The organism is Streptomyces sp. TOM-9 (assembly GCF_056858595.1).
Map to the genome: position 1 here is coordinate 523,149 of NZ_JBXEQB010000001.1, position 22,296 is coordinate 545,444.

Below are 22,296 nucleotides of genomic sequence, written 5' to 3' on the forward strand. Positions count from 1 at the left end.
CCTCAGGAGCCCGGTGGCAAGAAGCGGGCCAGCTGGCTGCGCGAGGTGACGCCGAGCTTGGGGAAGATCCGCGTCAGGTGGGTGCTGACCGTCCGGTGGGACACGTAGAGCCGCGCGCCGATCTCCTTGTTGGACAGGCCCTCGGCGGCCAGCGTCGCGATCTGCAGTTCCTGCGGCGTGAGCCGGTCGGCGGCCCGGGGCGACCGCTGACGGGTGGTCTCGCCGGTGGCCTCCAGTTCCTGCCGCGCGCGGCGGCTCCACGCCGCGGCTCCCAGGTCGTCGAAGGTGTCGCGGGCGGCCCTGAGCGGTGCGCGGGACTCCAGGACGCGGCGCTGCCTGCGCAGCCACTCGCCGTACGCGAGCCGCAGGCGCGCCCGCTCCAGGGACCAGCCCGTGAGGTCCGCCTCCAAGGCGGCCGCGAAGGCGGCCTCGCCCTCGTCCTCCCCGGCCAGGACCGCCCGGGCGTGGCGTGCGGCCAGCCGCACGCGGGCCGCGGGCGTCCGGCGGGCCAGTGGCGCGAGCCGCTCCAGGACCCCTCGCGCGTCGTCCTTCTCGCCGCAGTGCGCGGCCGCCTCTGCGAGGTCGCCCACGGTCCACAGGGCGGTCATCACGTGGTGCCCGGCGTCGGCCGGGTCGGTCAGCCGCCGCAACTGGGCGTACGCCTGCGCGTGGTCCCCGCTGCAGGACAGCGCGGTGCCGCACGCCATGCGTACCGTCGCGTGCAGCAGCGGGGAGTTCAGCCGGACGGCGATGGCCCGGGCCTGCCCGATCAGCCGGTGGGCGGTCGGCGCGTCGTCGCGCAGGGCGGCGAGGCAGCCGAGCACGGTGAGGGCGGTCGCCTCCCACTCGGGCTGACCGGTCTCCCGGGCGAGCCTGCGGGCCTCGTCGGCGTCCAGCCGCGCCGGATCGCAACGGCCCGTGGCCGCGCGTCCCGAGGCGCGCAGTGCCAGTGCCTCCGCCAGCGGTGCCAGCCGCCCCTGGTGCCTGAGCCGTTCGACGGCCGCGGTGAGGAAGGGGTCCGCGTGTTCGGGCGCGCCGACGCACCACAGCGCGCGGGCCGTCGTGTGCAGCGCCGCGGCGTCGTCCGTCCGCCGGGTCACGGCGCGGGCGGCTTCGAGCACCGAGGAGGCGCGCTCCACCGGTGCGGCCTGCGCGGCGATCAGCGCCATGGCGGCGCCCCCGGTCTCGCACCGGCCGTCCAGCTCCGCGGCCAGCCGGTCGGCGGTGCGCAGGACCTCCCCGTGGAGCGTGGACTCCCCGTTCCCGCGGTAGAGGTGGGCGGCCGCGGCGCTCGTCAGCCGGACCGACAGGGCCGTCTCGCCGTCGGCCCGCATGCGTTCGGCCGTACGGAGCAGCGTCCGGACGGCGACCGGCTCCCGGCCCCCGCAGACGGTGCGCGACTCGGAGATCCACAGCAGGCGGGCGGTGTCCTTGCCGGTCAGTTCCAGCCGCTCGATGGTCCGCACCAGGCGACGGACGAGGTCGCGTCGACCGAGGCCGACGGCCAGCTCCGTGCTGCGCAGCATGAGGTCGACCTGTCGGCCGCCGTCGGGGGTGAAGGCGGCGGCCTGCTCGAAGGCGTGCACGGCGGCAACGACGGCGCCGCGTCGCAGCGCGTGGTCGCCGCACCGCTCCAGTCCCCGTGCGACGGTCCCGTCCGGGGGGAGGGTGGAGGCGGCCAGGTGCCAGATCCCGCGGTCGGGACGGCCGGCGTGGACCGCGGCGAGCGCGGCGTGCACGGCGTTGCGCTGCGTGACGGACGCGGCCTGGTGGATCGCGGAGCGGACCAGGGGGTGCCGGAACCGCACGGCGTGCCGGTCGACACGGACGAGCCCCGCGTCCACGGCGGGCACGAGGCCGTCGACGGTGACAGGGGCGCCGGACACGGCGCCGGCCGCGGACAGGACGTCACCCGTCGCCGCCTCGGCGTCGAGCGCGGCGGCGAGCAGCAGGGTGCGCGTGGCGTCGGGGAGTTCCAGGATCCGGGTCTCGAACGCGCGCTGCAGATTGACGGTCAGCGGGAGCCAGCGGGGGATGACCGCGACGGATTCCAGGCCCCCGGCCGCCAGGGGGAGTTCGACGAGGGCCAGGGGATTGCCGTCGGCCTCCTCCAGCAACCGTGCGCGGACGAAGGGCGCGAGTGCCGGCGCGCCGGCGTCCAGCAGCCGCGCGGCGTGGTCGGCGTCGAGCCGGCTGACCGGCATTTCCTCGACGCCTTCCCAGGCGGGCGCCTCCGTCTCGTCCTGGGTGGCGGCGGCCAGCAGCACCACGGGGTCCGAGGACAGCCGTCGGGCGACGAAGGCGAGCAGGTCGCTGGTGGACCGGTCGAGCCACTGGAGGTCGTCGACGAGCAGGAGCAGCGGCCGGTCGGAGGCGCACTCGGCGAGGAGGTCGAGCACGGCGAGGGCGATGCGGAAGGGCTCGGGGCGGCCCACGTCGTGGAGGCCGACCGCGGCCAGCAGCGTCTCACGCTGGGGCTCCGGGAGGCGGCCGGTCTCCAGGAGCACCGGGCGCAGCAGTTGGTGGAGTCCGGCGAACGGCAGGTGGGACTCGGACTGCACACCGGCCAGGCCGAGCACCCGCCGGCCCTGTTCCGCCGCCCGTTCCCGGGCGAGCGCCAGCAGCGTCGTCTTGCCGATCCCCACCTCGCCGCGCAGCACCAGGGCGCCGCCGCGGCCGTCAGCGAGGCGCAGGAGGGCGTCAATCGCCTCGGTCTCGGCCTGTCTGCCGATCAGGGAGGGGATCCGTGTCGCCATGGTCCGCCCTCGCGGTGTCCCGGTACTCGTACACGAACCACCGTACAAGGGGGTGAAAGGGTTCATTATGCCGCTTATGGCAGACAGTCCGGGGACGTCCTCCGCGGACGCGGCCCTGTCGGCCCTGTCGGGCCTGGCGCGACTGCCGGCGGAGCGGCCGGCGGTGGCGGACCAGGTGGCGGCGGCCGAGTACGGCACCGCCCAGGCGGTCGACGACCCGGCGGCCGCGGCGGCCCGGGCACAGGACCTCGGGGCTGACCCTGCGGTGGTCCGGCGGGTCTTCGCCGGACCGGATCGAGGCGAACAAGGTCGTCCAGCGCGGCCTGCTGCGGCTCTGGGAGCGTGACCCGTCGTTGCGCCCCGCGTGAGCGGCCCGACCTGACGACGGAGGTCCGCCCACGCCTGGAAGCGGTGGACGCAGCCCTGGTGCGTGCCGTCGCGGCGGCCCAGCCCCGGCTCACCGGTCCGCGCTGCGCGGCCGGCACCCGGCGGGCGATGTCGGAGGAAGTGGCCGCCGCCCGGCTGGACGCCCTGCACCGGCAGGGCCTTGTGCGGGCCCTGACCCACGCCTGCGCGGAACCGCGGGACGCCGCCGTCGCGGAACACGCCCCCGCAGCAGCGCCGTCCGGCCGTCCGCGAGCGGCGCCCTGACGTACCGGGACCCTCCCGTGCCCCGCCGGACGGCCGGGCCGGCACCGCCGGCGGCAGGCGTGCGTGGACGCGGACGTCGCCCTGTGCCCGGGGGCAGGCCGCGCGGGTGCCGCCGAGGCCGGTGGCACGGGCCTTCGGGGCTCCGGCCGGTTCGGTCAGGCCTCCGCGGGTACGTGCGCGTCCTTCAGGCGCCCGGCGACCGTCGCCAGGAACTCGTCGGACAGCTCCGGGTCGGCGACCGCGCGCGAGATCAGCAAGGCGCCGACCAGGGCGCTGAGGGTGAGCATCGCGTCGGCCCTGGCCTCACCGGGGTCGTCGCCCTGCGCCGCCTCACCGATGAGCGCGAGGTAGCTGAGGACCTGCTTCTCGTACGCCTCCCGCAACTCCGCATCGCCGCGACCGGCCGCGGCGCCCAAGGTCACCAGGGCGCAGCCGGTGCCGGGAGCATCCCGGTGGCGGGCGCTGAGGTAGGCGTCGATCAGGCCCGAGCGGGGCTCATCGGGGTCCCGGCGGGCGGCCTCGGCCATCTTGGCCTCGCCGTCGGCCAGGGCCAGCGCCGCCGCCTGACCCATCAGGTCCTCGCGCGAGGCGAAGTGCTTGTAGAACCCGCCGTGGGTCAGTCCGGCCTCGTTCATGAGGTCCGCGACGCCGGGCCGGGTCATGCCCTCCTCGCGGATCCGGCGGGCGGCGATCCGCAGGACCTTCTCGCGCGACTCGGCCTTCGCTGCCTGCGAGTGACCCATCGCATGACCTCCCGGGTGTGCGTCGGGCTGACCCGACCCAATGTGGATGACGGACATCATACACCGCTCCCGGAACCTCGCCCGGGGCTTTGACATGCAGGATGACACGCATCATCCTGCATGTGTGGATGACAGAAATCATCCAGACCTCGGCACGAGCCTCCACCGAGCAGGCCCGCCGCCCCTCCCTCCCGCCCGCGAACCCTCCGCGAGGACCCATGACCACCGCAGCAACCCGCCCGGACGTCAAGCGGGGAACCCTCCCCGTCTTCGCCACGGCGACGGCGATCACGGTCGCCAACATCTACTTCACCCAGCCCCTCCTCGACCAGATCGCCCGCAGCTTCGGCATCTCCGCCTCCGCCGCCGGCCTCGTGGCCACGGCAGGACAGATCGGCTACGCGCTGGGGATCGTGGCCGTCGTCCCGCTCGCGGACCGCGCCCGGCTGCGCCGGCTGTCCAGGGTCCTGCTGGCGGTGACCGCCGTCGCGCTCCTGGGGGGCGCCCTGGCCCCGTCCGTCGCCCTGCTGGGGATGGCGACCCTCGTGCTCTCGGCGAGCACCGTGCTCCCGCAGGTGATCATGCCCACGGTCGCGTCCATGGCCGCCCCCGGCCAGGCCGGCCGGGTGCTGGGGGCGGTCGGCACGGGGCTGACGATGGGCGCCCTGCTCTCGCGCACCGCCTCCGGGCTCATCGCCCAGGCCGCGGGCACCTGGCGGGCCGGCTTCCTCGTCGCCGCGGCGGCCACGGCGGCGCTGCTGCTGGTCCTCCCCCGCTACATGCCGGCCGGGCGCCCGCCGGGGGCCGCGGCCTCCGGCGGCTACGGGAGCCTGCTCGCCTCGCTCCCCCGACTGCTCGTGGTCCACGCCCCGTTGCGCCTGTCGGCCGCGCTGGGGGCGACGGCGTTCGCCTCCTTCTCGGCCTTCTGGTCCACGCTCGCCTTCCACCTCACCGCGCCGCCGATCGGGCTGGGCCCCGCCGTGGTCGGCCTCTTCGGCCTGTGCAGCGCGCCGGGCGCCCTGGCCGCCCGCTACTCGGGGCGGCTCACCGACCGGTGGGGGCCGCTGGGGGTCAACGCCCTCGCCGTCGCCTCGGCACTGGCCGCCTTCGTGCTCTTCGGGGTCGCGGGGCGGTCGCTCCTCGTCCTCGCCGTCGGCTGCAACCTCCTCGGCTACGGGGTGACGAGCGGTCAGATAGCGAACCAGGCACGCATCTTCAACGCCGGGCCGGAGATCCGGGGGCGACTCAACACGGTGTACATGTTCGCGGTCTTCGGTGGCGGCGCCACCGGTTCCGCCGTCGCCGGGGTGCTCTTCTCCGCCTTCGGCTGGCGCGGCGTGGTGGCGGGCGGCCTGGGCTTCCTGCTCCTCGCGGGCCTCACGCTCGCCTGGCACGGCCTCCGCGCCCACCACACCGACCCCCGGCACAGCGACGACGCCGAGCCCGGACAGGCCGGCGCGGACACCGCCACCGCTCCCGCCCTGCGGCGATAGCCGCGCTCCCCCTCGGAGCGCGGGCCCCACCGCCCGCGCTCCGCACCCCCCTTCCCGGGGGCCGCCACTACCGCCCGTCGCGCTCCCAGGTCAGGACGCCGGTGCGCAGCGCCCCCCAGATCCTGGCGGCGCCGGGCAGGCTCAGCCGGAGCCTGCGGCCGTCCAGGTCGGCGATCCGCGTCTGGGAACCTCCCACCCAGTTGGGGAACAGGCTCAGCTCGACGTGGTGGACGACCGTGTCCCCCGCCGGGACCTCGAAGGTGCCGGCGTACGCGAGGTAGCCCGCGGCCGCCGCCGCCAGTTCCTCCGGCAGCCCTTCCTCGAGCCGCCCGTGGCGGAAGCCCGGCCGCCCGACCCGCATGATCTGGGCCGCCATGTGGCCGTCCGGCCCGTACGCGATCAGTCCCCGGGGCCGCGGCCCGAAGGGCTCGACGACCTCCCCGGTCCCGACGTCGGTGGCCTCGTAGGACACCAGGCGCCAGGCGCCGATCAGGGATGTGCGCAGTTCATCGGGGGTCATCGCCGTACCTCGCTCACATGCCGGGCGCCCGGGGGCGCCGTCCTTGACTTTCAGGATGACGAGAGTAATCCTGAATGAGGAATGAGGATGATGCAAATACTCCAGATTGGAAAGTAATACTCGTCATGACCGACACCTACGACCCCACGCGCACCGCGATCCTGCTGGTCGACCCGTACAACGACTTCCTGTCGGAGGGCGGCAAGGTCTGGCCCGCGCTGGAGGGCGTCGCCACCGAGGTCGGCCTGCTCGACAACCTGCGCGCCGTCGTCGGCGCGGGGCGCGCGGCGGGCCAGAAGGTCTTCTTCGTCCCCCACCGCCGCTGGCAGGAGGGCGACTACGAGGACTGGGAGCACCCCAACCCCACGCACCGCATCATCCAGGAACGGCACACGTTCGCCCTCGGCACCTGGGGAGGCGAGTTCCACCCCGACTTCCGGCCCGCCGACGGCGAGGTGGTCATCCAGGAGCACTGGTCGCAGAGCGGGTTCGCCAACACCGACCTGGACTTCCGGCTCAAGCAGCACGGCATCACGCACGTGATCGTCGTCGGCCTGCTCGCCAACACCTGCATCGAGTCCACCGGCCGCTTCGCCATGGAGCTCGGCTACCACGTGACGCTCGTCCGCGACGCCACCGCGGCCTACCGCCCGGAGATGATGCACGCCGCCCACGAACTCAACGGCCCCACCTACGCCCACTCCATCACCACCACCGCCGACCTGCTGGGAACCCTGGAGAACGGAGACCACTGACATGCGACTGACCGGAGAGATGCTGATAGGCGCGTCGTCCGTCCCCGCGTCCGAAGGCACGATGAAGGCCCTCGACCCGGCGACCGGCGAACCGGTCGGACCGGAGTTCGCGCTCGGCGGGGCGGCCGAGGTCGACCGTGCCGCCCGCCTGGCCGACGAGGCCTACGACACCTACAACCGCACCGGCCTCACGGAGCGCGCCGCCTTCCTGGAGCTGGTCGCGGACCGGCTGGACGGGATCAAGGGCGAACTGGCCGAGCGGGCGGCGCTGGAGACGGGCCTTCCGGCCGCGCAGCTGGAGGCCGAGGCGGCCAAGGCCGCCGGGCAGTTCCGGCAGTTCGCCGACGTGGTGCGCCAGGGCCGGTTCCGGCAGGCCGCCGTCGACCCGGCCCGGCCCGATCGGCAGCCCAGGCCGCGCATGGACCACCGCATGCAGAAGATCGCGATCGGTCCGGTGGCCGTCTTCGGCGCGAGCAACTTCCCGATCTCGTACTCGGTCGCCGGCGGCGACACCGCCGCCGCGCTCGCGGCGGGCTGCCCGGTGATCCTCAAGGCCCACAACGCCCACCCCGGCGCCTCGGAGCTGCAGGGGCGCGTCATCCAGGGCGCCGTCGCCGACTCCGGGCTGCACGAGGGCGTGTTCTCGATGGTCCGGGGAGCGGGCAACGCGATCGGCGAGGCCCTGGTGGACCACCCGCTGGTCAAGGCGGTCACCTTCACCGGCTCCGAGGGCGGCGGCATGGCCCTGTACCGCCGGGCCCAGCTGCGCCCCGACCCGATCCCGGTCTTCGCCGAGATGACCAGCGTCAACCCGACCTTCGTCCTCCCGGCGGCACTGGCGGCGCGCGGCGGCGAGATCGGCGACGGCTTCGCCGAGCGCATGCTCGTCAACGTCGGCCAGGCCTGCCTGAAGCCGGCCGTGCTGCTCGCCGTCGACGGCCCGGGCTACGCCGCGATGCGCGAGGCGGCCGCGGCACGGGTGGGCGTGATGGGCGCGCGGACGATGCTCACCCCCGGCATCCACGACGCGTACGGCCGCGGAGCGCAGCGCCTGCGCGACTCCGGGGCCACGACCGTGACGGTCGGCCCGGAGCCCGAGGGCGCCTACGAGGGCCGCGCGCAGCTCCTCGAGGTCGACGGCGACCGGTTCCTGGCCGAACCCGCGCTGGCCGAGGAGGTCTTCGGACCGGCCGCGCTGCTGGTCCGGCTGTCCGGCGTCGAGCAGATGACGCGGGTGGCCCGGAGCTTCCGCGGCCAGCTGTCGGCGACGATGCACCTCGAGGAGGAGGACCACCCGCAGGCCGCACGCCTGCTGCCGGTCCTGGAGCGCCGTACCGGCCGGATCGTGGTGAACGCCTTCGCCCACCCGCAGGAGGTCGGCCACGCCACCATCCACGGAGGCCCGTTCCCGGCCACCACCGACAGCCGCTTCACCTCGGTCGGCATGAGCGCGATCGACCGCTTCCTGCGGCCCGTCACCTACCAGGGCTTCCCGGACGCGCTGCTCCCCGAGGCTCTGGTCCCGGCCAACCCGCTGGGGCTGTGGCGGCTGGTCGACGGGCAGGTCACCCGCGACTGAACCGCCGGGCGCGGCCGGCCCCGTCACGGGAAACGGGCGAGTTCCTCCCGGGTACGGGCGATCCAGGGGTGGTCCTCGCCGAGGTGGCGCACGCGGTCCTGGAGGACCTGGCGCAGCAGCCGGGCGGCGCGTGGGGCGTCGCCCGCCGCGCCGACCGAACAGGCGTGGGCGTTGCGGCTGTTGAGGGTGGAGGGATGGTCGTCGCCGAGGACGCGGGTGCGGTCCTGGACGAGGATCTCCAGCAGGTCCGCGGCCTCGCCGTGACGGCCGGTGGCGGCCAGGCAGCGGGCGCGCCCGCCGCGTGCGGTGAGCGTCTGGGGGTGGTCGTCGCCCAGGCGCTCGCGGCAGTCGTCGACGAGCTGCTCGTACCGGGCCGTCGCCTCGGCCGCCCTGCCCGCCCTCAGGACGCAGCGGGCGTGGGCGGCACGGACCGCGAACAGCTGGGGGTGCCCGTCGTCGAGGATCTCGCCGCTCTCGGTCAGCAGCGCGCCGAGGAGTCGTACGGCCTCCTCGGCCGCCCCGGCCTCGCTGAGGAAGACCGCCTGGTAACGCCGCCACAGCAGCGGGATCGGGCTGTCCGGCCCGTGCACGGCGGCTCCGCGGCCGTCCTCGATCAGGTCGCTGAGCAGTGCCGATGCGCGGCCGGGGTCGCCGGCCTCGCCCAGGAAACGGGCATGGCCGTGCCGGGAGGCGAGGGTGTCCGGGTGGAGCGGGTCGAGGACCTTAAGGCAGTCCTGGAGGAGTTCCTCGAACAGCCCGGCGGCGCGGGCGGCATGCCCCGCCTCGCCGAGGAAGTGGGCGTGGTGGCGGCGGTTGTTGAGGGTGTAAGGGTGGTACGGGCCCTGGGTGCGTGACCGGTCGGAGACGAGGCTGTCGAAGAGCCGGGCGGCCTGTGCGGGGCGGCCCGCGTCGCCGAGCAGGTAGGCGTAGCCGTACCGGCTGCTGAGGGTGTGCGGGTGGTCTGCGCCCAGCAGGCGGGTCCGGTCGGCCAGCACGGACTGGTATTCGGCGACCGCCTCCTCGAGCCGTCCGGTCTCGCCGAGGAACAGCGCCAGGTTGTTGCGGCTGTTGAGGGTGTGGGAGTGCTCGCGGCCGAGGACGCGCGTGCGGTCCTCGATGACGCCGCGCAGCAGGTCCACGGCTTCGGCGGGGTGGCCGGCCATGCCGACGTAGCGGGCGTGGGAGTTGCGGTTCTCCAGCGTCTCCTTGACGTCGGGGCCGCCGCGCCGCTCGGCCTCCGCGACCAGTTCGCGGTACAGGTCCGCCGCGCGCCGGGGATCTCCGGCCTCCCCCACGCACGTGGCGTACCACTGCCGGGGCAACTGCCCGGGGTCGGCACCGGCCTTGTCGAAGGCGGCCATGGCGTGGTGCAGGTCACCGCGCTGGTAGGCGGTCGCGCCGATGTCGAGGGCGCGCACCGGGTCGGCGTGGTCGATGAGGATCTCCCACACGGCGTCCGGGATGCGCGGCGGCGGCACCTGCTCGTCCAGAGTCTGGTGCAGGTAGTCGAAGGCCAGGTAGGCGCCGTCGTCACGGGGCAGCAGCAGGCTGGAGGTGGCGTGCAGGGGGTCGGTGGCCCAGCGCAGTGCCTCCTCCCACGCCTCCGGCCGCAGGCTGGTGCCGCCGCGCAGGTCCAGGTGGATCTCGTGCAGGCGGCGCAGCACGTCCTCGGGCAGCGGCTGGTGGTAGCCCGCGCGCCGGGCGTCCACGGCCCCTGCGACGAGGGCGGCGGCCCGGGGACGGGCGCCGGCCGCCCACGCGTTGCTGAAGTCGTCGAGCAACTGGGGCGCCGCGGCGAGGTACTCGGCCACCCCGCGGCTGCCGGACCGGGCGTCGTTGACGGCGGCCCTGATCCTCGGGTCGTCGGTGTGGCGCCGGGCCCGGGCCAGCTCCGCCTCGCTCCAGGTACGGTCCACCCGGACGACCGAGGCCAGCCGCAGCACCTCGCGCCCCGAGCGCAGCACGTCACCGCCGGGCTCGTCGTCGGCGGCGGAGCGGGCGCCGAAGCGGATGTGCTGACGCGCGCTCATGGTCGCCACGACGGCGACCCGCGCCGGCCCGGCCTCCAGCAGCCGCTGCACGTGACCTGCCGTCAGCCCGCCCGCGCCGAGGTAGTTCTCCAGGTCGTCCAGCCACACCACGGCCTGCTTCAGCCGTGGCACGGTGTCCGCGAGGGCGACCATCGCCTCACGGCTGTCCGGGACGACCAGCCGGTAGCGCGGGAAGTGCTTGCGCACCACCTCGTAGGCCAGGCGCGTCTTGCCCGCCGTGGAGTCCCCCACCAGCAGCAGGAAGCCCTGGCCCCCGCTGAGCACCGCCTCCGCCTGCGGCATGGCGTCCCGGCCGACGAACACCGGGACACGGCCGAAGCCGGCCGTCCCGCCGCCGCCCGGCGCGGCCGGGTGGACGCCGAGACCGATGGGGTCGTCCACGTCCGCCACCAGCGGCGCCGTGCCGCGCCGGGAGATCCGCAGCAGACCCGGCAGCGCCCGTCTACGGCCCGCCGACTGCTCCAGCGCCCTGCCTCCCGAGGCGGCCACGGTCTCCGTCGCCGCCCCGGCGACCGCTCCCGCCGGGCCGAACAGCAGGGTCAGGGCGGGCCGGGCCAGACCGGAGAACACCCTGAGCAGGTAACCCGCGGCGCCCGTGGTGCGGTCCCTCCCGGCAGCCATCGCGTACTCCCCCGTTCCCCCGGTCGTCCCCTGCCGTGGTGCATTCCCGGTGGCGCCGCCGGCTACCCACCGGGGGCGTGGTAGCGGGCGGAGGCCAGGGAGAAGTCGAGGAAGCCGCGGGCCCAGGCGTGGATGCCGTCCGCGTACTGGCAGACCGCGGCCAGCTGCCCCGGGGTGAGGTCGGTCGCGAGGGCGGTGGCGTACAGGTCGCGTGTCGCGGTGCGCAGGGCGGCGACGCGGCGGGCGTGCCACAGCCGTGTCTCGTCGATCGCCTCGTCCAGCGTCAGGCCGTGGTGGTGGCGCAGGACGAGGACCAGGTTGGTGGTCTCCCCCGAGCGCAGCTCCTTCTCCACCGAGAACAGGTCGTTGGTCCAGCCGATGACGTCGGCGGCGGCCTCGCGCAGCGCGCGGCAGGCCGGCGAGAACCAGATCGCCGGGGGCAGTTCCGCCTCCTGGGCGTACTCGATGAGGTCGAAGCACCAGCCGGTCGCGCCGGAGACCCGCCGCCAGGAGACGTAGGCCTCGGGGGTGGGCACCTCGTCGCCGGCGCGGATCCTGATCATGTCCTGGTTGGTACGGATCCACCCGAGCAGGTGACGGCGGAAACGGTCGCCCCAGGCGGGCCCCATGGCGCCGGTCACCCGCGGCATGAGTTCGCCCAGGACGCGGACGGCCGGCGGCGCCGACGCGGGGACCTCCCACCCGCAGCCGCCGACGGCGCGTGCCATGGCCTCCAGTTCCGCGCCGGTGCCCTTGGACGGGCCGACGTCGCTGCCGTCGTCGACGGCGAACATCCACAGCGTCAGCCGGGCCAGCTCCGTCAGACGGGCCGGGGTCGCCCATGGCCACACGTGCGCGGCCATGGCGACCTGCCGTTCCCGGCCGGCCTGCCCCGAGGTCAGCGCGGACAGCAACCCGGCCCGCAGCGCCCAGGCCATGACGTGCGGTTCCACCTGCCGCAGGCCGGGGTTGAGCAGCGACGGGCCCGGTACGCGGACGGGCCCCCCGGCCCGGCCCCGTGCGGTCCCACTGTGCGCGGCCCATGCCCCCGGGCCGTCGAAACGAACGAACGCAGATGTCTTCCCCACCGGATTCCCCCCTTCCCGGGCCGTCGGCGACCCGGGCAAGGACTACGACTTCCAGCCATCCCCGTCCCGGTTCCTACCCAGCGTTCGACTTCCGGACGCCCGGAACGGGCAGCCGGCGTCAGAGCTCCGTCGAAACCGGGCGGACGGGAACCCGGTCCGTCCACGATGCGTCATGATCCGGGCGGGCACCGATCGCCCGCACCGTTCGGGTTCGCCTTCGCGTTCACCCTCGCGTTCACCTTCGTGTCCACGTTCACCTTCATCGAGGAGAGAAGTGCACAGACACCGCCGCCCGTACTCCGCCGCCGTGGCCGCCGTGCTCCTGGCCGCCCTGCTGGGTGCCTGCGGGAGCCCGGACTCCGGCGCCGTGGCCGGATCCGGACCGTCGGCCACCGCTTCCGCCGGCACCGGCACCCCGGTGGTGAAGGCGGTCCCCCCCGTCACCGGAGCGCTGGACGACCACCGGCACGTGGCGCGCAGGACGGCCCCCGCGCGGCGCCCGCACATGGTGCAGCGGTGCACCGACCGCACCCGGCGGGTGAAGCACACCTCCTCCAAGGGTTCCGGCAAGCGCAAGTCGACCCGGACCTGGTACACCACCGAGCACTATCAGGACTGCCGCAAGGTCCAGCAGGGCACCGAGTCCTACACCCGTGTGGTGTCGGCGGAACGCTGGTGCGTCGAACTGGACGACGTCGGCGGCGACCGCACCCGCGACGACGTCTGGTACAAGGTGGACGCCACGACCTACGGCACGGCCGTCGGCGCCGAGGAGGGCACCCCGATGTCCTTCACCCCCCTGGCGTCCGGCTGCTGACGGCGCAGCGCCGGGCGGCGCCGGCCCGGCGTAATCCGGATGCGTTCCGCCCGGCGCCTCTGCCATCCTCGCGCCCATGTCCACGTTCCAAGATCTCCTCGCCGAAGGGGAGGCCGTCCCGACCGAGGGATGGGACTTCTCCTGGTTCACCGGCCGCGCCACCGAGCAGCGCCCGTCCTGGGGGTACACCGGGCTCCTCGCCGAGCGGACGGCGCGGGCCCAGGCCGTGCTCGACATCCAGACCGGCGGCGGGGAGGTCCTGGCCACCGTGTCCACCGCCCCGCCGGTGGTCGCGGCGACGGAGTCCTGGGCGCCCAACCTGGAGATCGCCCGCCGCAACCTGGCGCCCTTCGGCGCCACCGTCGTCGAGGTCGACGACACGGCCGACCTGCCCTTCCCCGACGGCCATTTCGACCTGGTCGTCAGCCGGCATCCGGTGGTGACCCGCTGGGACGAGGTACGGCGGGTGCTGCGTCCCCGGGGCACCTACCTGTCCCAGCAGGTCGGCGCCGGCTCGGTGCGGGAGCTGACGGACTACCTGATGGGGCCCCGGCCGGTCGCCACGCACACACGGGACCCCTTCACGACCGCGGCCGGCTCCAGCGGGGTCGAGGCCACCGCACGCGCCGAAGCGGCGGGCCTGGAGGTCGTGGACCTGCGCCAGGAGGCGCTGCGCATGGAGTTCCACGACATCGCCGCCGTGGTCCACTTCCTGCGCAAGGTCATCTGGATCGTGCCCGGGTTCACGGTGGACGCCTACCGCGAGCAGCTGGCGCGGCTGCACGACTTCATGGAACGGCACGGACCCTTCGTGGCGTACTCGCAGCGCTATCTGATCGAGGCCCGCAAGGGCTGACCACCGAAAGAGAGACACCCCTGTGATCGCGCCGACCACGACCACCAGGCCGTTCGCGGCGTCCGACGTCGATGCCGCGGCCGGCCTGCTCGCCGCCCGCCACCGCCGCGACCTCGCCCGGGACGCCGCGCTCGACGCGGGTTTCATCCAACCGGCCGCCTGCGCGGCCCTGCTGCGGGACGCCTGGGAGCAGGGCGCGCGGGGCGCGGTCGCGGAGACCGCGGACGGCACGCCCGCCGGGTACCTCCTCGCCGTGCCCGGCGACGACGGCCGGGGACGGCACGTCTGGACCGGCCCCGGGCACTACGCGGCACGCGGCGAGGACGTACTGCGCGGACTCTACGCGGATCTGTCGGGTCCGTGGCTCGCCGACGGCCGGCTGCACCACTACGTCGTCGCGGCCTCCGGCGACCTGCCGGTCTGGCTGTCGCAGTGCTTCGCCTACGAGCAGGTCCACGCCGTGACGGACCTGGCGACGGAGGCGGCCGGCTGCCACGACGACGTGCGCGCCGCGGGGCCGTCGGACCTCGCCGCACTGGAGCCGCTGTTCCGCCTGGTCGCCGACGCGCACGCGGGCCCGCCGGTCTTCGCCTTCATCGAGCCGTCCTTCTACGAGGGTCTGCGCCCCGGCCACTTGGAGCTGCTGGAGGACCCGGCCGTGTCGTACTGGCTCGCCGAGGGGCCGGAAGGGGTCCGGGGCTTCTGCGTCATGCGGCCGGTGCCCGACGACGAGGTCTCGCTGACGGCGCCGCGCGACTCGGTCGAACTGCTCCTCGCCGCGACCGTTCCGGAGCACCGCGGCAGCGGTGTGGGGCGCCGGCTCACCGAGCACGCCTTCGCGGACGCCGCCCGGCGCGGGTTCCGCGTGTGCGTGACGGACTGGCGGGCGGCGAACCCGCTGTCCTCGGCGTTCTGGCCGCGTCGCGGCTTCCGTCCCGTCGCCCACCGGCTGCACCGCCTCCTCGACCCGCGGCTGCTGCGGGGCTGACCTCGCGCAGGGCCCGCGCCGAGGAGGCGACCGGGGTGGTCACTCGACGACGCCGAAGTCCTCCGGGAACGTCTCCAGGAACGCGCGGCGCCGGGGGTCGGCCTCGGCTGCCGCCATCGCCTCGAGCACGTCGAGCAACTCGGCCCGCTGGGCCTCCGACATGCGGTCCACCACGGCCGCGACGCCCTCCAGTGCCGTCACGGCGTCGTCCTCGTCCATCTGTTCGTCGTCCGTGCCGTCGATGAACCAGGTGACGTCCACGAGCGCCTCCGCCAGGGCGTGGGTCAGCGAAGGGTACTGAGGCATGGGCGTGTTCTCCCCGTGGATGGTGGCTGCGGTGTTCTCCGGTATCCCATCACAGGCCTCTGACAACATTCTTCCGGGTCAGCGCCGAAGGTGCGCGAGCGTGACCTCGGGCAGGGCGTACGGGCCGCCCTGGGGCGCGGCCGGGTCCGGTTCGGCGTGGCCGTCCGCGGCGGTGAGGCGCGAGGCGTGCTGCTCGGCGTCGTCGACGGGGGTGTAGTCGAGTACCGACGGGTCCGGGAGTTCCCAGAAGCGGCGGGTGTTGGCGGAGACGGCGTACGCCGTGGCGTGGCGCACGCCGGGCGGCGCGGTGAGCGCGGCCCGGATCCAGCCGACGGCGTCGCGGTGGCTGAGCCAGGTGGCCAGGTGGCGGGGCTCGCCGGGTTGCGCCTCGAAGCTGCCGATGCGCAGGCAGATCACGGAGAGCCCGAACTTGTCGGCGTAGAGCCGTCCCAGCGCCTCGACGGCCGCCTTGCTGACCCCGTACAGGCCGTCGGGGCGCACCGGTTCGTCCGGGGCGGTGCGGTGCCCGGCGGGGTAGAAACCGGTGACGCGGTTGCTCCCGGCCAGCACGACGCGGCGGATGCCACCCCGCCGGGCGGCTTCCAGGACGTGGTGGGTGCCGAGGACGTTGGCCTCCAGGAGGTCGGCCAGCGGGGCCTCGTCGGGGATGCCGCCGAGGTGCAGGACCCGGTCGACGCCCACCAGGGCGGACCGCACGGCGTCGGCGTCGCGCAGGTCGACGGTGTGCACCTCCTCGTTCGCGGTTTCCGCGACCAGCGGGACCCGGTCGAGCAGGACCAGCCGTGCCGTCTCCCCGCGCAGTGCGGCGCGCGCCACGGAGCCGATGGTGCCCGCCGCGCCCGTGATCGCCAGCGCTCCCACCGTCATGGCCAACTCCTCGTCCCGCAAAGCCCGTTCCGTCGCGCACCGGATCATTCCACGGGTCGGTGGCGGATCTCCCTGACGGGGCGTCATTCACTCTCCGTTGGCATGGCGTTCCCGTGCGGTTTCGCAAGCCCGGCACGCCGGGGGCGGATTGGCGCGGGCCCATGGGGGACCGTTTATGCTCTGCACCGTCATTGGATAGTTGTGAACTCAACCACGTTTGGCCGTCGAGGGGACAGCGCGCCATGAACCGTCCGGGGATGTCGATCAATCAAGTGCGGATAGCCGTGGCCTTGCTCAGCCTCGCGCTGTTCGCCCAGACGGCGTTCTGGCTGCTCTACGACATCGTTGTCCGCGGTCTTCCGGGCGCCTGGTCGCTGTGGACCACCGGGTGGGTGCCGGGGCTGTCGGCGACCTCCTCGCTCGACCTCGGCCTGGCGGCGCTGCAGCTCTGCGCCGGTCTGGCGGCGCTGTTCCGCACCCGCGGCGCGGGCGGCCTGCTGGTGACCGCGTGCACCGTGACCCTCGGCTTCCGCCTCCCCGCGGTCTGGTACCTGCTGCTCGACTCGCCGTCCGACCCGTGGTTCGGCACCCTGAAGGGTGCCTCGCTGAACGCCGTGGGCAGCACCGCCGTCCTCGCCGTGGTGCTCACGCTCATCCTGGGAGCGCTCCTCCTGCTCGCCCGGCACATGGAGTACGAGGCCGCCGCCGCGGACTCGGTGACGGGCGGCATCCGCCCGGTGAAGGTGACGGCCACCGCCTCCGGGCTGCTGCTCGCGGTGCTCAACGTCTTCTACATCGGCCGCAACGCGGTGACGGCCGTTCAGGTCGGGCCGGGTGTGCTCAGCGACCTGATCGTCGGCAAGGGCAGCGGGCGGGCGATCCTCGCGGTGCCGTCGCCGTACCAGTGGGTGTGCCTGACCGTGCTGTGCGGGGCCGGCATGCTGCTCGCGGCCCGGCGGCGGCCCACCGCCCCGGGCTTCTCGGTGGGCCTGTCGCTGTTCATGATGCCGTCGGCCTTCACGGAGCTGTGGGGCTACGCGGTCGGCACGATGCCCGTGACCGCCGTGGACACCGCGCAGAGCCTGCTGGAGTTCGTCGGTTCCGCGGCGGTGGTGGCCCTGATCGTCGGCGACGTCCGCCGCGACCGTCGGCCCGACGACGCCGACCTCGACGTCTTGGCGCCCGCCGTGCCGAGGGGGGTCGCGGCGGCCGTACGAACCGCACCGTCCGCCCTCGCCGTACCGTCCGTACCGGCCGTACCGTCCGCACCCGCCGCCGAGGACGCCGACACGGCGGAGGAGAGCGGCGGGGCCGTGGAAGTCACCGTCCCCGCCCAGCGCGGCGCAGATGCCGAGGCCGACGCGGAAGCCGACCGTCCGGCGACCGAGGCGGCCGACGCCTGACGCAGACACCGTCCCCGCCGGACCGGCTCCGCGGCGAAAAACATTTGCGCGGGGCCGGTACCGGTACCGACAGTGGCGGCATGCCCATCACCGTACGGCCGGCCGCCCCCGAGGACGCCCCCGTCATCTGCGAGTTGCTCAACGCCGTCGACGTCGTGGAGCTAGGGCAGCCCGAGACCGACCTGGGAACGGTCGAGTCGTCACTGGTCCACCCCGAGGCCGACCTGGAACACAACTCCTGGCTGGTCTTCGAGGACGGCACGCCCGTCGCGTTCGGGCTCCTGTGGGACGACTCCGGCGCCGAACGCATCGACGTCGACCACTACGTCCTGCCCGCGCACCAGGAGGCCGGGGAGCGGCTGCTGGACCTCCTGCAGGACCGGGCCGCCGGGCGCGCCGCGGAGAACGGCGTGGCCCGGGCCGTCGTCCATCTCTCCCTGAACACCGCGCCCACCATGGACACCTCCCGTCTGACGCGGCGCGGCTGGAAGACCGTACGGCGCTACCACGTGCTGACCCGCCCGCTGTCCGCCGCCGCGGACACCGTCCCCGAGCCGCCGCCCGGGCTGACGCTGCGCGACTGCACGGAGGAGGCCGACCGACGCCGCGCCCACGAACTCCTGCAGGAGACCTTCGCGGAACACTTCGACCACCACCGGCGCACCTACCCGCAGTGGCTGGACGACCTCGGCTCGGGCATCGACTGGTCCCTGGTGTGGATCGCCTCGCTGGAGGGCGCGGGGGACGTCGGCGTGGCGCTGACCCGCGACGACCGCGCGGCCATGGCGTGGATCCGCAGCCTCGGGGTGCGCAAGGAGGCGCGGGGCCGGGGCATCGCCGGCCACCTGCTGCGCCACGCCTTCGGGGTCTACGCCGCCCGCGGCCGCGACACCCTCGGCCTGGGGGTGGACACCGACAACACCACGGGGGCCCTGCGCCTGTACACCGCGCACGGCATGGGTCTGCACTTCGCGGTGGACACCTGGGAAGTGACGCTGCCGGCGGCCGACCGGGCGTGAGCGGGGCGGGCGGGGACGGATCCCGCCCGGTGAACCCGCCGCCCGCGCCGGGCTGTCCGAGTCGGCCGGGTACCAACCGCTCCCGCTCGCCCCGCCACGGGAAGTGCCTCGGCGCCTCCGGCCTCCAGCGCCCGCGCGGTCGCGTCCCAACGCCCGTGGGGGAAGGGCGGGACAGCCTCCCCGCGGCCGTCCTCCCCGCGCCCCTCGACGACCTCCTCCAAGGCCGTGCAGCCCGCGTCGTACCAAGGCTCGCCCTGCCGGAACCGGCCGCGACCCGCCGGTACGCGGTGTGCCCGCCCCCCAGCAGGCAGATCACGGGCGGGCCCCGGTCGCCGCACGAGCAAGCGTCGTGCCGTCGGGAGCCGTGAGGACGGGCACGGCCACGGCCGTGTACGCGGCCTCCGCGCGGGGGCAACCGCCCGGCGGCACCCCCGGCCGCGCTCACCGGTTCATGCGCGGTTCACGTTCCGGCCACCCCCGCGAGAACAGGGCTCTTTACCGTCCCATGGGATTCGCTATACCGGAACATAGACTTGGAGGCACTGTGCGGCCGCACAGACTTCTTCCGCTCCTCCCCCGCCACGACGGTGGCAGGTCCGCCCTCACCTGCCGGTTCAAGTGCGGTGACGCCTGCGCCCACGAGGCCCCGAACACCAGCGGCAACGCCTACCTCGGCGACGTCGTCGCCGACGCCCTCTCCCGCCGCACCATGCTGCGGACCGGTGCCGTGGTCACCCTGGCCGCCGCCGCAGGAGGCATAGCCGTCACGTCCGGTACCGACGTGGCCGCCGCCGCCCCCGAACCGAAGCACGGGGGTCACGGCGGCGGCACCGTCGACCCCGACGCCGCCAAGGGCCTGCGCTTCCGGCCCGTCGAGCCGAACACCGTGGACGCCCTCGTCGTCCCCGAGGGCTACGCGCAGAGCGTCGTGATCCGCTGGGGCGACCCCATCCTGCGCGGCGCCCCCGCGTTCGACCAGGCGCGGCAGACCGCCGCGGCGCAGGCCGGCCAGTTCGGCTACAACAACGACTTCCTGCACCTGTTCGACCTGCCCGGTGAACGCGGCCGTCAGGTGCTCGTCGCCAACCACGAGTACACCGACGAGATCCTCATGTTCCCGGGCTACGACGCGGCCGACCCCACCCGCGAGCAGGTCGAGATCGCGTGGGCCGCGCACGGTCTCAGCGTGGTCGTGGTCGAGGAGGACCGGCACTCCGGCCGCCTGTACCCGGTGAACCGGCACGGCCTGAACCGGCGGGTCCACACCAAGACGGCCTTCCGGCTGACCGGCCCCGCCGCGGGCAGCCCCCTGCTGCGCACCAAGGCCGACCCCACCGGCACGAAGGTCCTCGGCACCCTCAACAACTGCGCCGGCGGCACCACCCCGTGGGGCACCGTGCTCTCGGGCGAGGAGAACTTCAACCAGTACTTCGGCAACGCGGCCTCGGTCACCGACCCGGTCACCGCGGAGCGGCTGAAGCGCTACGGCATCGCCGGCGCGGCCAGCGAGCGCAAGTGGGAGCGGTTCGACGACCGCTTCGACCTGGCCAAGGAGCCCAACGAGGTCAACCGCTTCGGCTGGATCGTGGAGCTCGACCCCTTCGACCCGGACTCGACGCCGCGCAAGCACACCGCGCTCGGCCGCTTCAAGCACGAGGCCGCGCACCCGCGGCTCACCGATGACGGCCGCCCCGTCGTCTACATGGGCGACGACGAGCGCTTTGACTACATGTACAAGTTCGTGGCCAGCAAGGCGATGCGGCACGGCAGCGGCCGGGCCGTCCGCGAGCACAACCTGTCGCTGCTCGACGAGGGCACGCTCTACGTCGCCCGGCTCACCGGCGACAGCCCGGCCGCGGAGTTCGACGGCAGCGGGAAGCTGCCCTCGGACGGCGAGTTCGACGGCTCGGGCGAGTGGATCAAGCTGGCGAGCGGCACCACCTCCTTCGTGGAGGGCATGACCGCCGAGGAGGTCTACCTCTTCACCCGGATGGCGGCGGACAAGGCCGGCGCCACGAAGATGGACCGCCCCGAGGACGTCGAGCCCAGCCCGCGCACCGGTCGCGTCTACGTGGCGCTGACCAACAACACCAACCGCGGCAAGGCCGGCTCCGCCGGCCCCGACGAGGCCAACCCGCGGAGCAACAACAAGCACGGGCACGTGCTGGAGCTGGCCGAGTTCTTCGACGACCCGGCCGCCGACCGCTTCGCGTGGCGGCTGTTCCTGGTCGCCGGAGACCCTTCGGACCCCGCCACCTACTTCGCGGGCTTCCCGAAGGACGACGTCAGCCCGATCTCGTGCCCGGACAACGTGGCCTTCGACCCGCACGGCAACCTGTGGATCTCCACCGACGGCGCGCCCGGCACCCTCGGCACCCACGACGCCCTCTTCGGCGTCGCGGTCAAGGGTGACAAGCGTGGTCAGGTCCGGCAGTTCCTGAGCGTGCCCAAGGGCGCCGAGACGTGCGGCCCGATCGTCCAGGACCAGCGTGTCCTGGTCGCGGTGCAGCACCCCGGCGAGACCGACGGCTCCACGTACGAGAACCCGTCCTCGCGCTGGCCGGACGGCGGCAAGCGGATCCCCCGCCCCTCCGTCGTCGTGGTGTGGCGCAAGGACGGCCGCGACATCGGCGTGTGACCCCACGGCCCTGCCCGGCGTGCCGGGCGGGGCCGCTCCGCGGTGGCCGTCAGGGAGCCATGGCTGCCGGACGGCCGAGGGCCGGTCCGAGCCGGGTGGCGATGTCGGTGAGGATCTGCACGTAGTCCTCGGGCTCGAAGGCGAACGGCAGCGCGAAGGCGACCTCGTCGACCTCACGGAAGGCCACGTGCGCGGAGAGCCGCTCCGCGATCTCCTCGCAGGTGCCGACCAGGTCGGGGGCGAACAGCAGCCGCCCGGGCCCCTGCGGGCCGGCGGTGCGCGGCAGCCGCCGGCGGGCGTACTCCAGGTACTTCTCGCGCTGGCCGGACGAGGCGCTGTCGGTGGGGACGACGACCAGTCCCTGCGAGACCCGGGCCCGCTCGCCGTCGGGGTGTGCGGCACGGAAGGCGCGGATGTGGGACAGCTGGATCGCCGCGAAGTCCTCGGACTCCTCCGGCTCCTCCGCCTTGACCACGCTGCTCGTCAGGAAGTTCATCCCGTGCTCCCCGGCCCACCGCGCCGAGCGCAGGCTCCCGGCGCCGTACCACATGCGGTCGCCGAGCCCCGGGGAGTACGGCTGGACGCGGTCGGAGAAGACCTCGAAGCCCTCGGTGCCGCTGAAGGCGGTGGCCTGCTCGCCCCGGACGAAGCCCAGCAGGCGTTCCACCCGGGTGTAGGAGAAGTCCTCCTGGCCTGCCGTGTCCGGGTAGAGGGCGCCGCCGACCTCGTCGAAGTGCATCGGCGGGCCGACGCTGACGCCCGGGTTGAGGCGGCCGCCGGACAGCAGGTCCACCGTCGCCAGGTCCTCGGCCAGTCGCAGCGGGTTCTCCCATCCCAGCGGGATGACGGCCGTGCCGAGTTCGATGCGGCTGGTGCGCTGCGAGGCGGCGGCGAGGACGGCCACGGGCGAGGAGATGCCGAACTGCAGGTGGCGGTGGCGCACCCACGCGCTGTCGAAGCCCAGTCGCTCGCCCAGCTGGATCATCTCGAGCGTCGCCTCGTGCCCGCGCCGCGGGTCGGCCTCGTCGAACAGCCCGATGGTCAGGAAGCCCAGCTTGCGCAGCGGCCTGCCGTACGACGGCACGGCGCCCTCCTCGTCGCGGGGTCGGGCGGGACCGGCACCG

Annotated in this window: 19 protein-coding genes; 11 read left to right on the top strand and 8 right to left on the bottom strand. The window is 74.4% G+C overall.

The window, feature by feature from the left end; translation table 11 throughout:
- Positions 1-2: 2 nt before the first annotated feature.
- Entirely contained in the window at positions 3-2,756 is a 2,754-nt protein-coding gene (locus AC1VWI_RS02420; protein ID WP_499509215.1) for a helix-turn-helix transcriptional regulator, read from the bottom strand.
- A gap of 76 nt (positions 2,757-2,832) precedes the next feature.
- Here AC1VWI_RS02420 and AC1VWI_RS02425 point away from each other — a divergent pair, with 76 nt between their 5' ends.
- Both AC1VWI_RS02425 and AC1VWI_RS02430 read left to right on the top strand, forming a co-directional pair.
- Positions 2,833-3,102, top strand: coding sequence for a hypothetical protein (locus AC1VWI_RS02425; RefSeq protein ID WP_499509216.1), 270 nt, complete (start codon positions 2,833-2,835; stop codon positions 3,100-3,102).
- Positions 3,099-3,407: a chorismate mutase family protein gene (locus tag AC1VWI_RS02430; RefSeq protein ID WP_499509217.1), complete on the top strand. Its 309-nt coding sequence runs from the start codon at positions 3,099-3,101 to the stop codon at positions 3,405-3,407. The genes AC1VWI_RS02425 and AC1VWI_RS02430 overlap by 4 nt, the downstream gene beginning before the upstream one ends.
- A gap of 155 nt (positions 3,408-3,562) precedes the next feature.
- Here AC1VWI_RS02430 and AC1VWI_RS02435 read toward each other — a convergent pair whose 3' ends face one another.
- Positions 3,563-4,150, bottom strand: a complete 588-nt coding sequence (locus AC1VWI_RS02435; RefSeq protein WP_499509218.1) for a TetR/AcrR family transcriptional regulator — start codon at positions 4,148-4,150, stop codon at positions 3,563-3,565.
- Positions 4,151-4,368: 218 nt separating this feature from the next.
- On the opposite strand from AC1VWI_RS02435, the gene AC1VWI_RS02440 reads away from it, so the two are divergent.
- Positions 4,369-5,643, top strand: a complete 1,275-nt coding sequence (locus AC1VWI_RS02440) for an MFS transporter (RefSeq protein ID WP_499509219.1) — start codon at positions 4,369-4,371, stop codon at positions 5,641-5,643.
- A 67-nt stretch (positions 5,644-5,710) separates the two neighbouring features.
- Here the strand turns inward: AC1VWI_RS02440 and AC1VWI_RS02445 are convergent, their stop codons facing one another.
- Entirely contained in the window at positions 5,711-6,163 is a 453-nt protein-coding gene (locus tag AC1VWI_RS02445) for a lipocalin-like domain-containing protein (protein WP_499509220.1), read from the bottom strand.
- A gap of 125 nt (positions 6,164-6,288) precedes the next feature.
- Here AC1VWI_RS02445 and AC1VWI_RS02450 point away from each other — a divergent pair, with 125 nt between their 5' ends.
- Positions 6,289-6,918: a cysteine hydrolase family protein gene (locus AC1VWI_RS02450; RefSeq protein ID WP_499509221.1), complete on the top strand. Its 630-nt coding sequence runs from the start codon at positions 6,289-6,291 to the stop codon at positions 6,916-6,918.
- 1 nt (position 6,919) lies between these two features.
- Complete coding sequence (locus tag AC1VWI_RS02455) at positions 6,920-8,497, top strand: aldehyde dehydrogenase (NADP(+)) (RefSeq protein ID WP_499509222.1); 1,578 nt, start codon at positions 6,920-6,922, stop codon at positions 8,495-8,497.
- Between the two features lie 23 nt (positions 8,498-8,520).
- Here AC1VWI_RS02455 and AC1VWI_RS02460 read toward each other — a convergent pair whose 3' ends face one another.
- Complete coding sequence (locus AC1VWI_RS02460; protein WP_499509223.1) at positions 8,521-11,169, bottom strand: tetratricopeptide repeat protein; 2,649 nt, start codon at positions 11,167-11,169, stop codon at positions 8,521-8,523.
- Positions 11,170-11,231: 62 nt separating this feature from the next.
- The gene (locus AC1VWI_RS02465) at positions 11,232-12,257 is read right to left on the bottom strand and encodes a terpene synthase family protein (RefSeq protein ID WP_499509224.1); all 1,026 of its coding nucleotides are present in this window, start codon (positions 12,255-12,257) and stop codon (positions 11,232-11,234) included.
- 274 nt (positions 12,258-12,531) lie between these two features.
- Here AC1VWI_RS02465 and AC1VWI_RS02470 point away from each other — a divergent pair, with 274 nt between their 5' ends.
- The 3 genes from AC1VWI_RS02470 (at position 12,532) to AC1VWI_RS02480 (ending at position 14,918) form a co-directional block, all read left to right on the top strand.
- On the top strand, positions 12,532-13,074 hold the full coding sequence (locus AC1VWI_RS02470; RefSeq protein WP_499509225.1) for a hypothetical protein: 543 nt from the start codon (positions 12,532-12,534) through the stop codon (positions 13,072-13,074).
- Positions 13,075-13,150: 76 nt separating this feature from the next.
- The gene (locus AC1VWI_RS02475; protein WP_499509226.1) at positions 13,151-13,930 is read left to right on the top strand and encodes a class I SAM-dependent methyltransferase; all 780 of its coding nucleotides are present in this window, start codon (positions 13,151-13,153) and stop codon (positions 13,928-13,930) included.
- Positions 13,931-13,952: 22 nt separating this feature from the next.
- Positions 13,953-14,918, top strand: a complete 966-nt coding sequence (locus tag AC1VWI_RS02480; protein ID WP_499509227.1) for a GNAT family N-acetyltransferase — start codon at positions 13,953-13,955, stop codon at positions 14,916-14,918.
- A gap of 39 nt (positions 14,919-14,957) precedes the next feature.
- Here AC1VWI_RS02480 and AC1VWI_RS02485 read toward each other — a convergent pair whose 3' ends face one another.
- Positions 14,958-15,224, bottom strand: coding sequence for a hypothetical protein (locus AC1VWI_RS02485; protein ID WP_499509228.1), 267 nt, complete (start codon positions 15,222-15,224; stop codon positions 14,958-14,960).
- Positions 15,225-15,302: 78 nt separating this feature from the next.
- The gene (locus tag AC1VWI_RS02490; RefSeq protein ID WP_499509229.1) at positions 15,303-16,112 is read right to left on the bottom strand and encodes an NAD-dependent epimerase/dehydratase family protein; all 810 of its coding nucleotides are present in this window, start codon (positions 16,110-16,112) and stop codon (positions 15,303-15,305) included.
- A 257-nt stretch (positions 16,113-16,369) separates the two neighbouring features.
- Between AC1VWI_RS02490 and AC1VWI_RS02495 the strand changes: the two genes are divergently transcribed.
- The 3 genes from AC1VWI_RS02495 to AC1VWI_RS02505 all read left to right on the top strand — a co-directional run bounded on the left by AC1VWI_RS02495 (position 16,370) and on the right by AC1VWI_RS02505 (position 21,172).
- Complete coding sequence (locus tag AC1VWI_RS02495) at positions 16,370-17,515, top strand: hypothetical protein (RefSeq protein ID WP_499509230.1); 1,146 nt, start codon at positions 16,370-16,372, stop codon at positions 17,513-17,515.
- 80 nt (positions 17,516-17,595) lie between these two features.
- Complete coding sequence (locus tag AC1VWI_RS02500; protein WP_499509231.1) at positions 17,596-18,534, top strand: GNAT family N-acetyltransferase; 939 nt, start codon at positions 17,596-17,598, stop codon at positions 18,532-18,534.
- A gap of 544 nt (positions 18,535-19,078) precedes the next feature.
- Positions 19,079-21,172 carry a PhoX family protein gene (locus AC1VWI_RS02505; RefSeq protein WP_499509232.1) on the top strand — a complete coding sequence of 698 codons (2,094 nt, stop codon included), beginning with the start codon at positions 19,079-19,081 and terminating at the stop codon, positions 21,170-21,172.
- Between the two features lie 49 nt (positions 21,173-21,221).
- On the opposite strand, the gene AC1VWI_RS02510 is transcribed toward AC1VWI_RS02505, so the two are convergent.
- Positions 21,222-22,256: an LLM class flavin-dependent oxidoreductase gene (locus AC1VWI_RS02510; protein WP_499509233.1), complete on the bottom strand. Its 1,035-nt coding sequence runs from the start codon at positions 22,254-22,256 to the stop codon at positions 21,222-21,224.
- Positions 22,257-22,296 lie beyond the last annotated feature (40 nt).

Coding starts and splice junctions, on each gene's coding strand:
- AC1VWI_RS02440 (WP_499509219.1), top strand. CDS start 4,369: ATGACCACCGCAGCAACCCGCCCGGACGTCAAGCGGGGAACCCTCCCC.
- AC1VWI_RS02445 (WP_499509220.1), bottom strand. CDS start 6,163: ATGACCCCCGATGAACTGCGCACATCCCTGATCGGCGCCTGGCGCCTG.
- AC1VWI_RS02475 (WP_499509226.1), top strand. CDS start 13,151: ATGTCCACGTTCCAAGATCTCCTCGCCGAAGGGGAGGCCGTCCCGACC.
- AC1VWI_RS02500 (WP_499509231.1), top strand. CDS start 17,596: ATGCCCATCACCGTACGGCCGGCCGCCCCCGAGGACGCCCCCGTCATC.
- AC1VWI_RS02495 (WP_499509230.1), top strand. CDS start 16,370: ATGTCGATCAATCAAGTGCGGATAGCCGTGGCCTTGCTCAGCCTCGCG.
- AC1VWI_RS02460 (WP_499509223.1), bottom strand. CDS start 11,169: ATGGCTGCCGGGAGGGACCGCACCACGGGCGCCGCGGGTTACCTGCTC.
- AC1VWI_RS02435 (WP_499509218.1), bottom strand. CDS start 4,150: ATGGGTCACTCGCAGGCAGCGAAGGCCGAGTCGCGCGAGAAGGTCCTG.
- AC1VWI_RS02425 (WP_499509216.1), top strand. CDS start 2,833: ATGGCAGACAGTCCGGGGACGTCCTCCGCGGACGCGGCCCTGTCGGCC.
- AC1VWI_RS02490 (WP_499509229.1), bottom strand. CDS start 16,112: ATGACGGTGGGAGCGCTGGCGATCACGGGCGCGGCGGGCACCATCGGC.
- AC1VWI_RS02420 (WP_499509215.1), bottom strand. CDS start 2,756: ATGGCGACACGGATCCCCTCCCTGATCGGCAGACAGGCCGAGACCGAG.
- AC1VWI_RS02450 (WP_499509221.1), top strand. CDS start 6,289: ATGACCGACACCTACGACCCCACGCGCACCGCGATCCTGCTGGTCGAC.
- AC1VWI_RS02455 (WP_499509222.1), top strand. CDS start 6,920: ATGCGACTGACCGGAGAGATGCTGATAGGCGCGTCGTCCGTCCCCGCG.
- AC1VWI_RS02485 (WP_499509228.1), bottom strand. CDS start 15,224: ATGCCTCAGTACCCTTCGCTGACCCACGCCCTGGCGGAGGCGCTCGTG.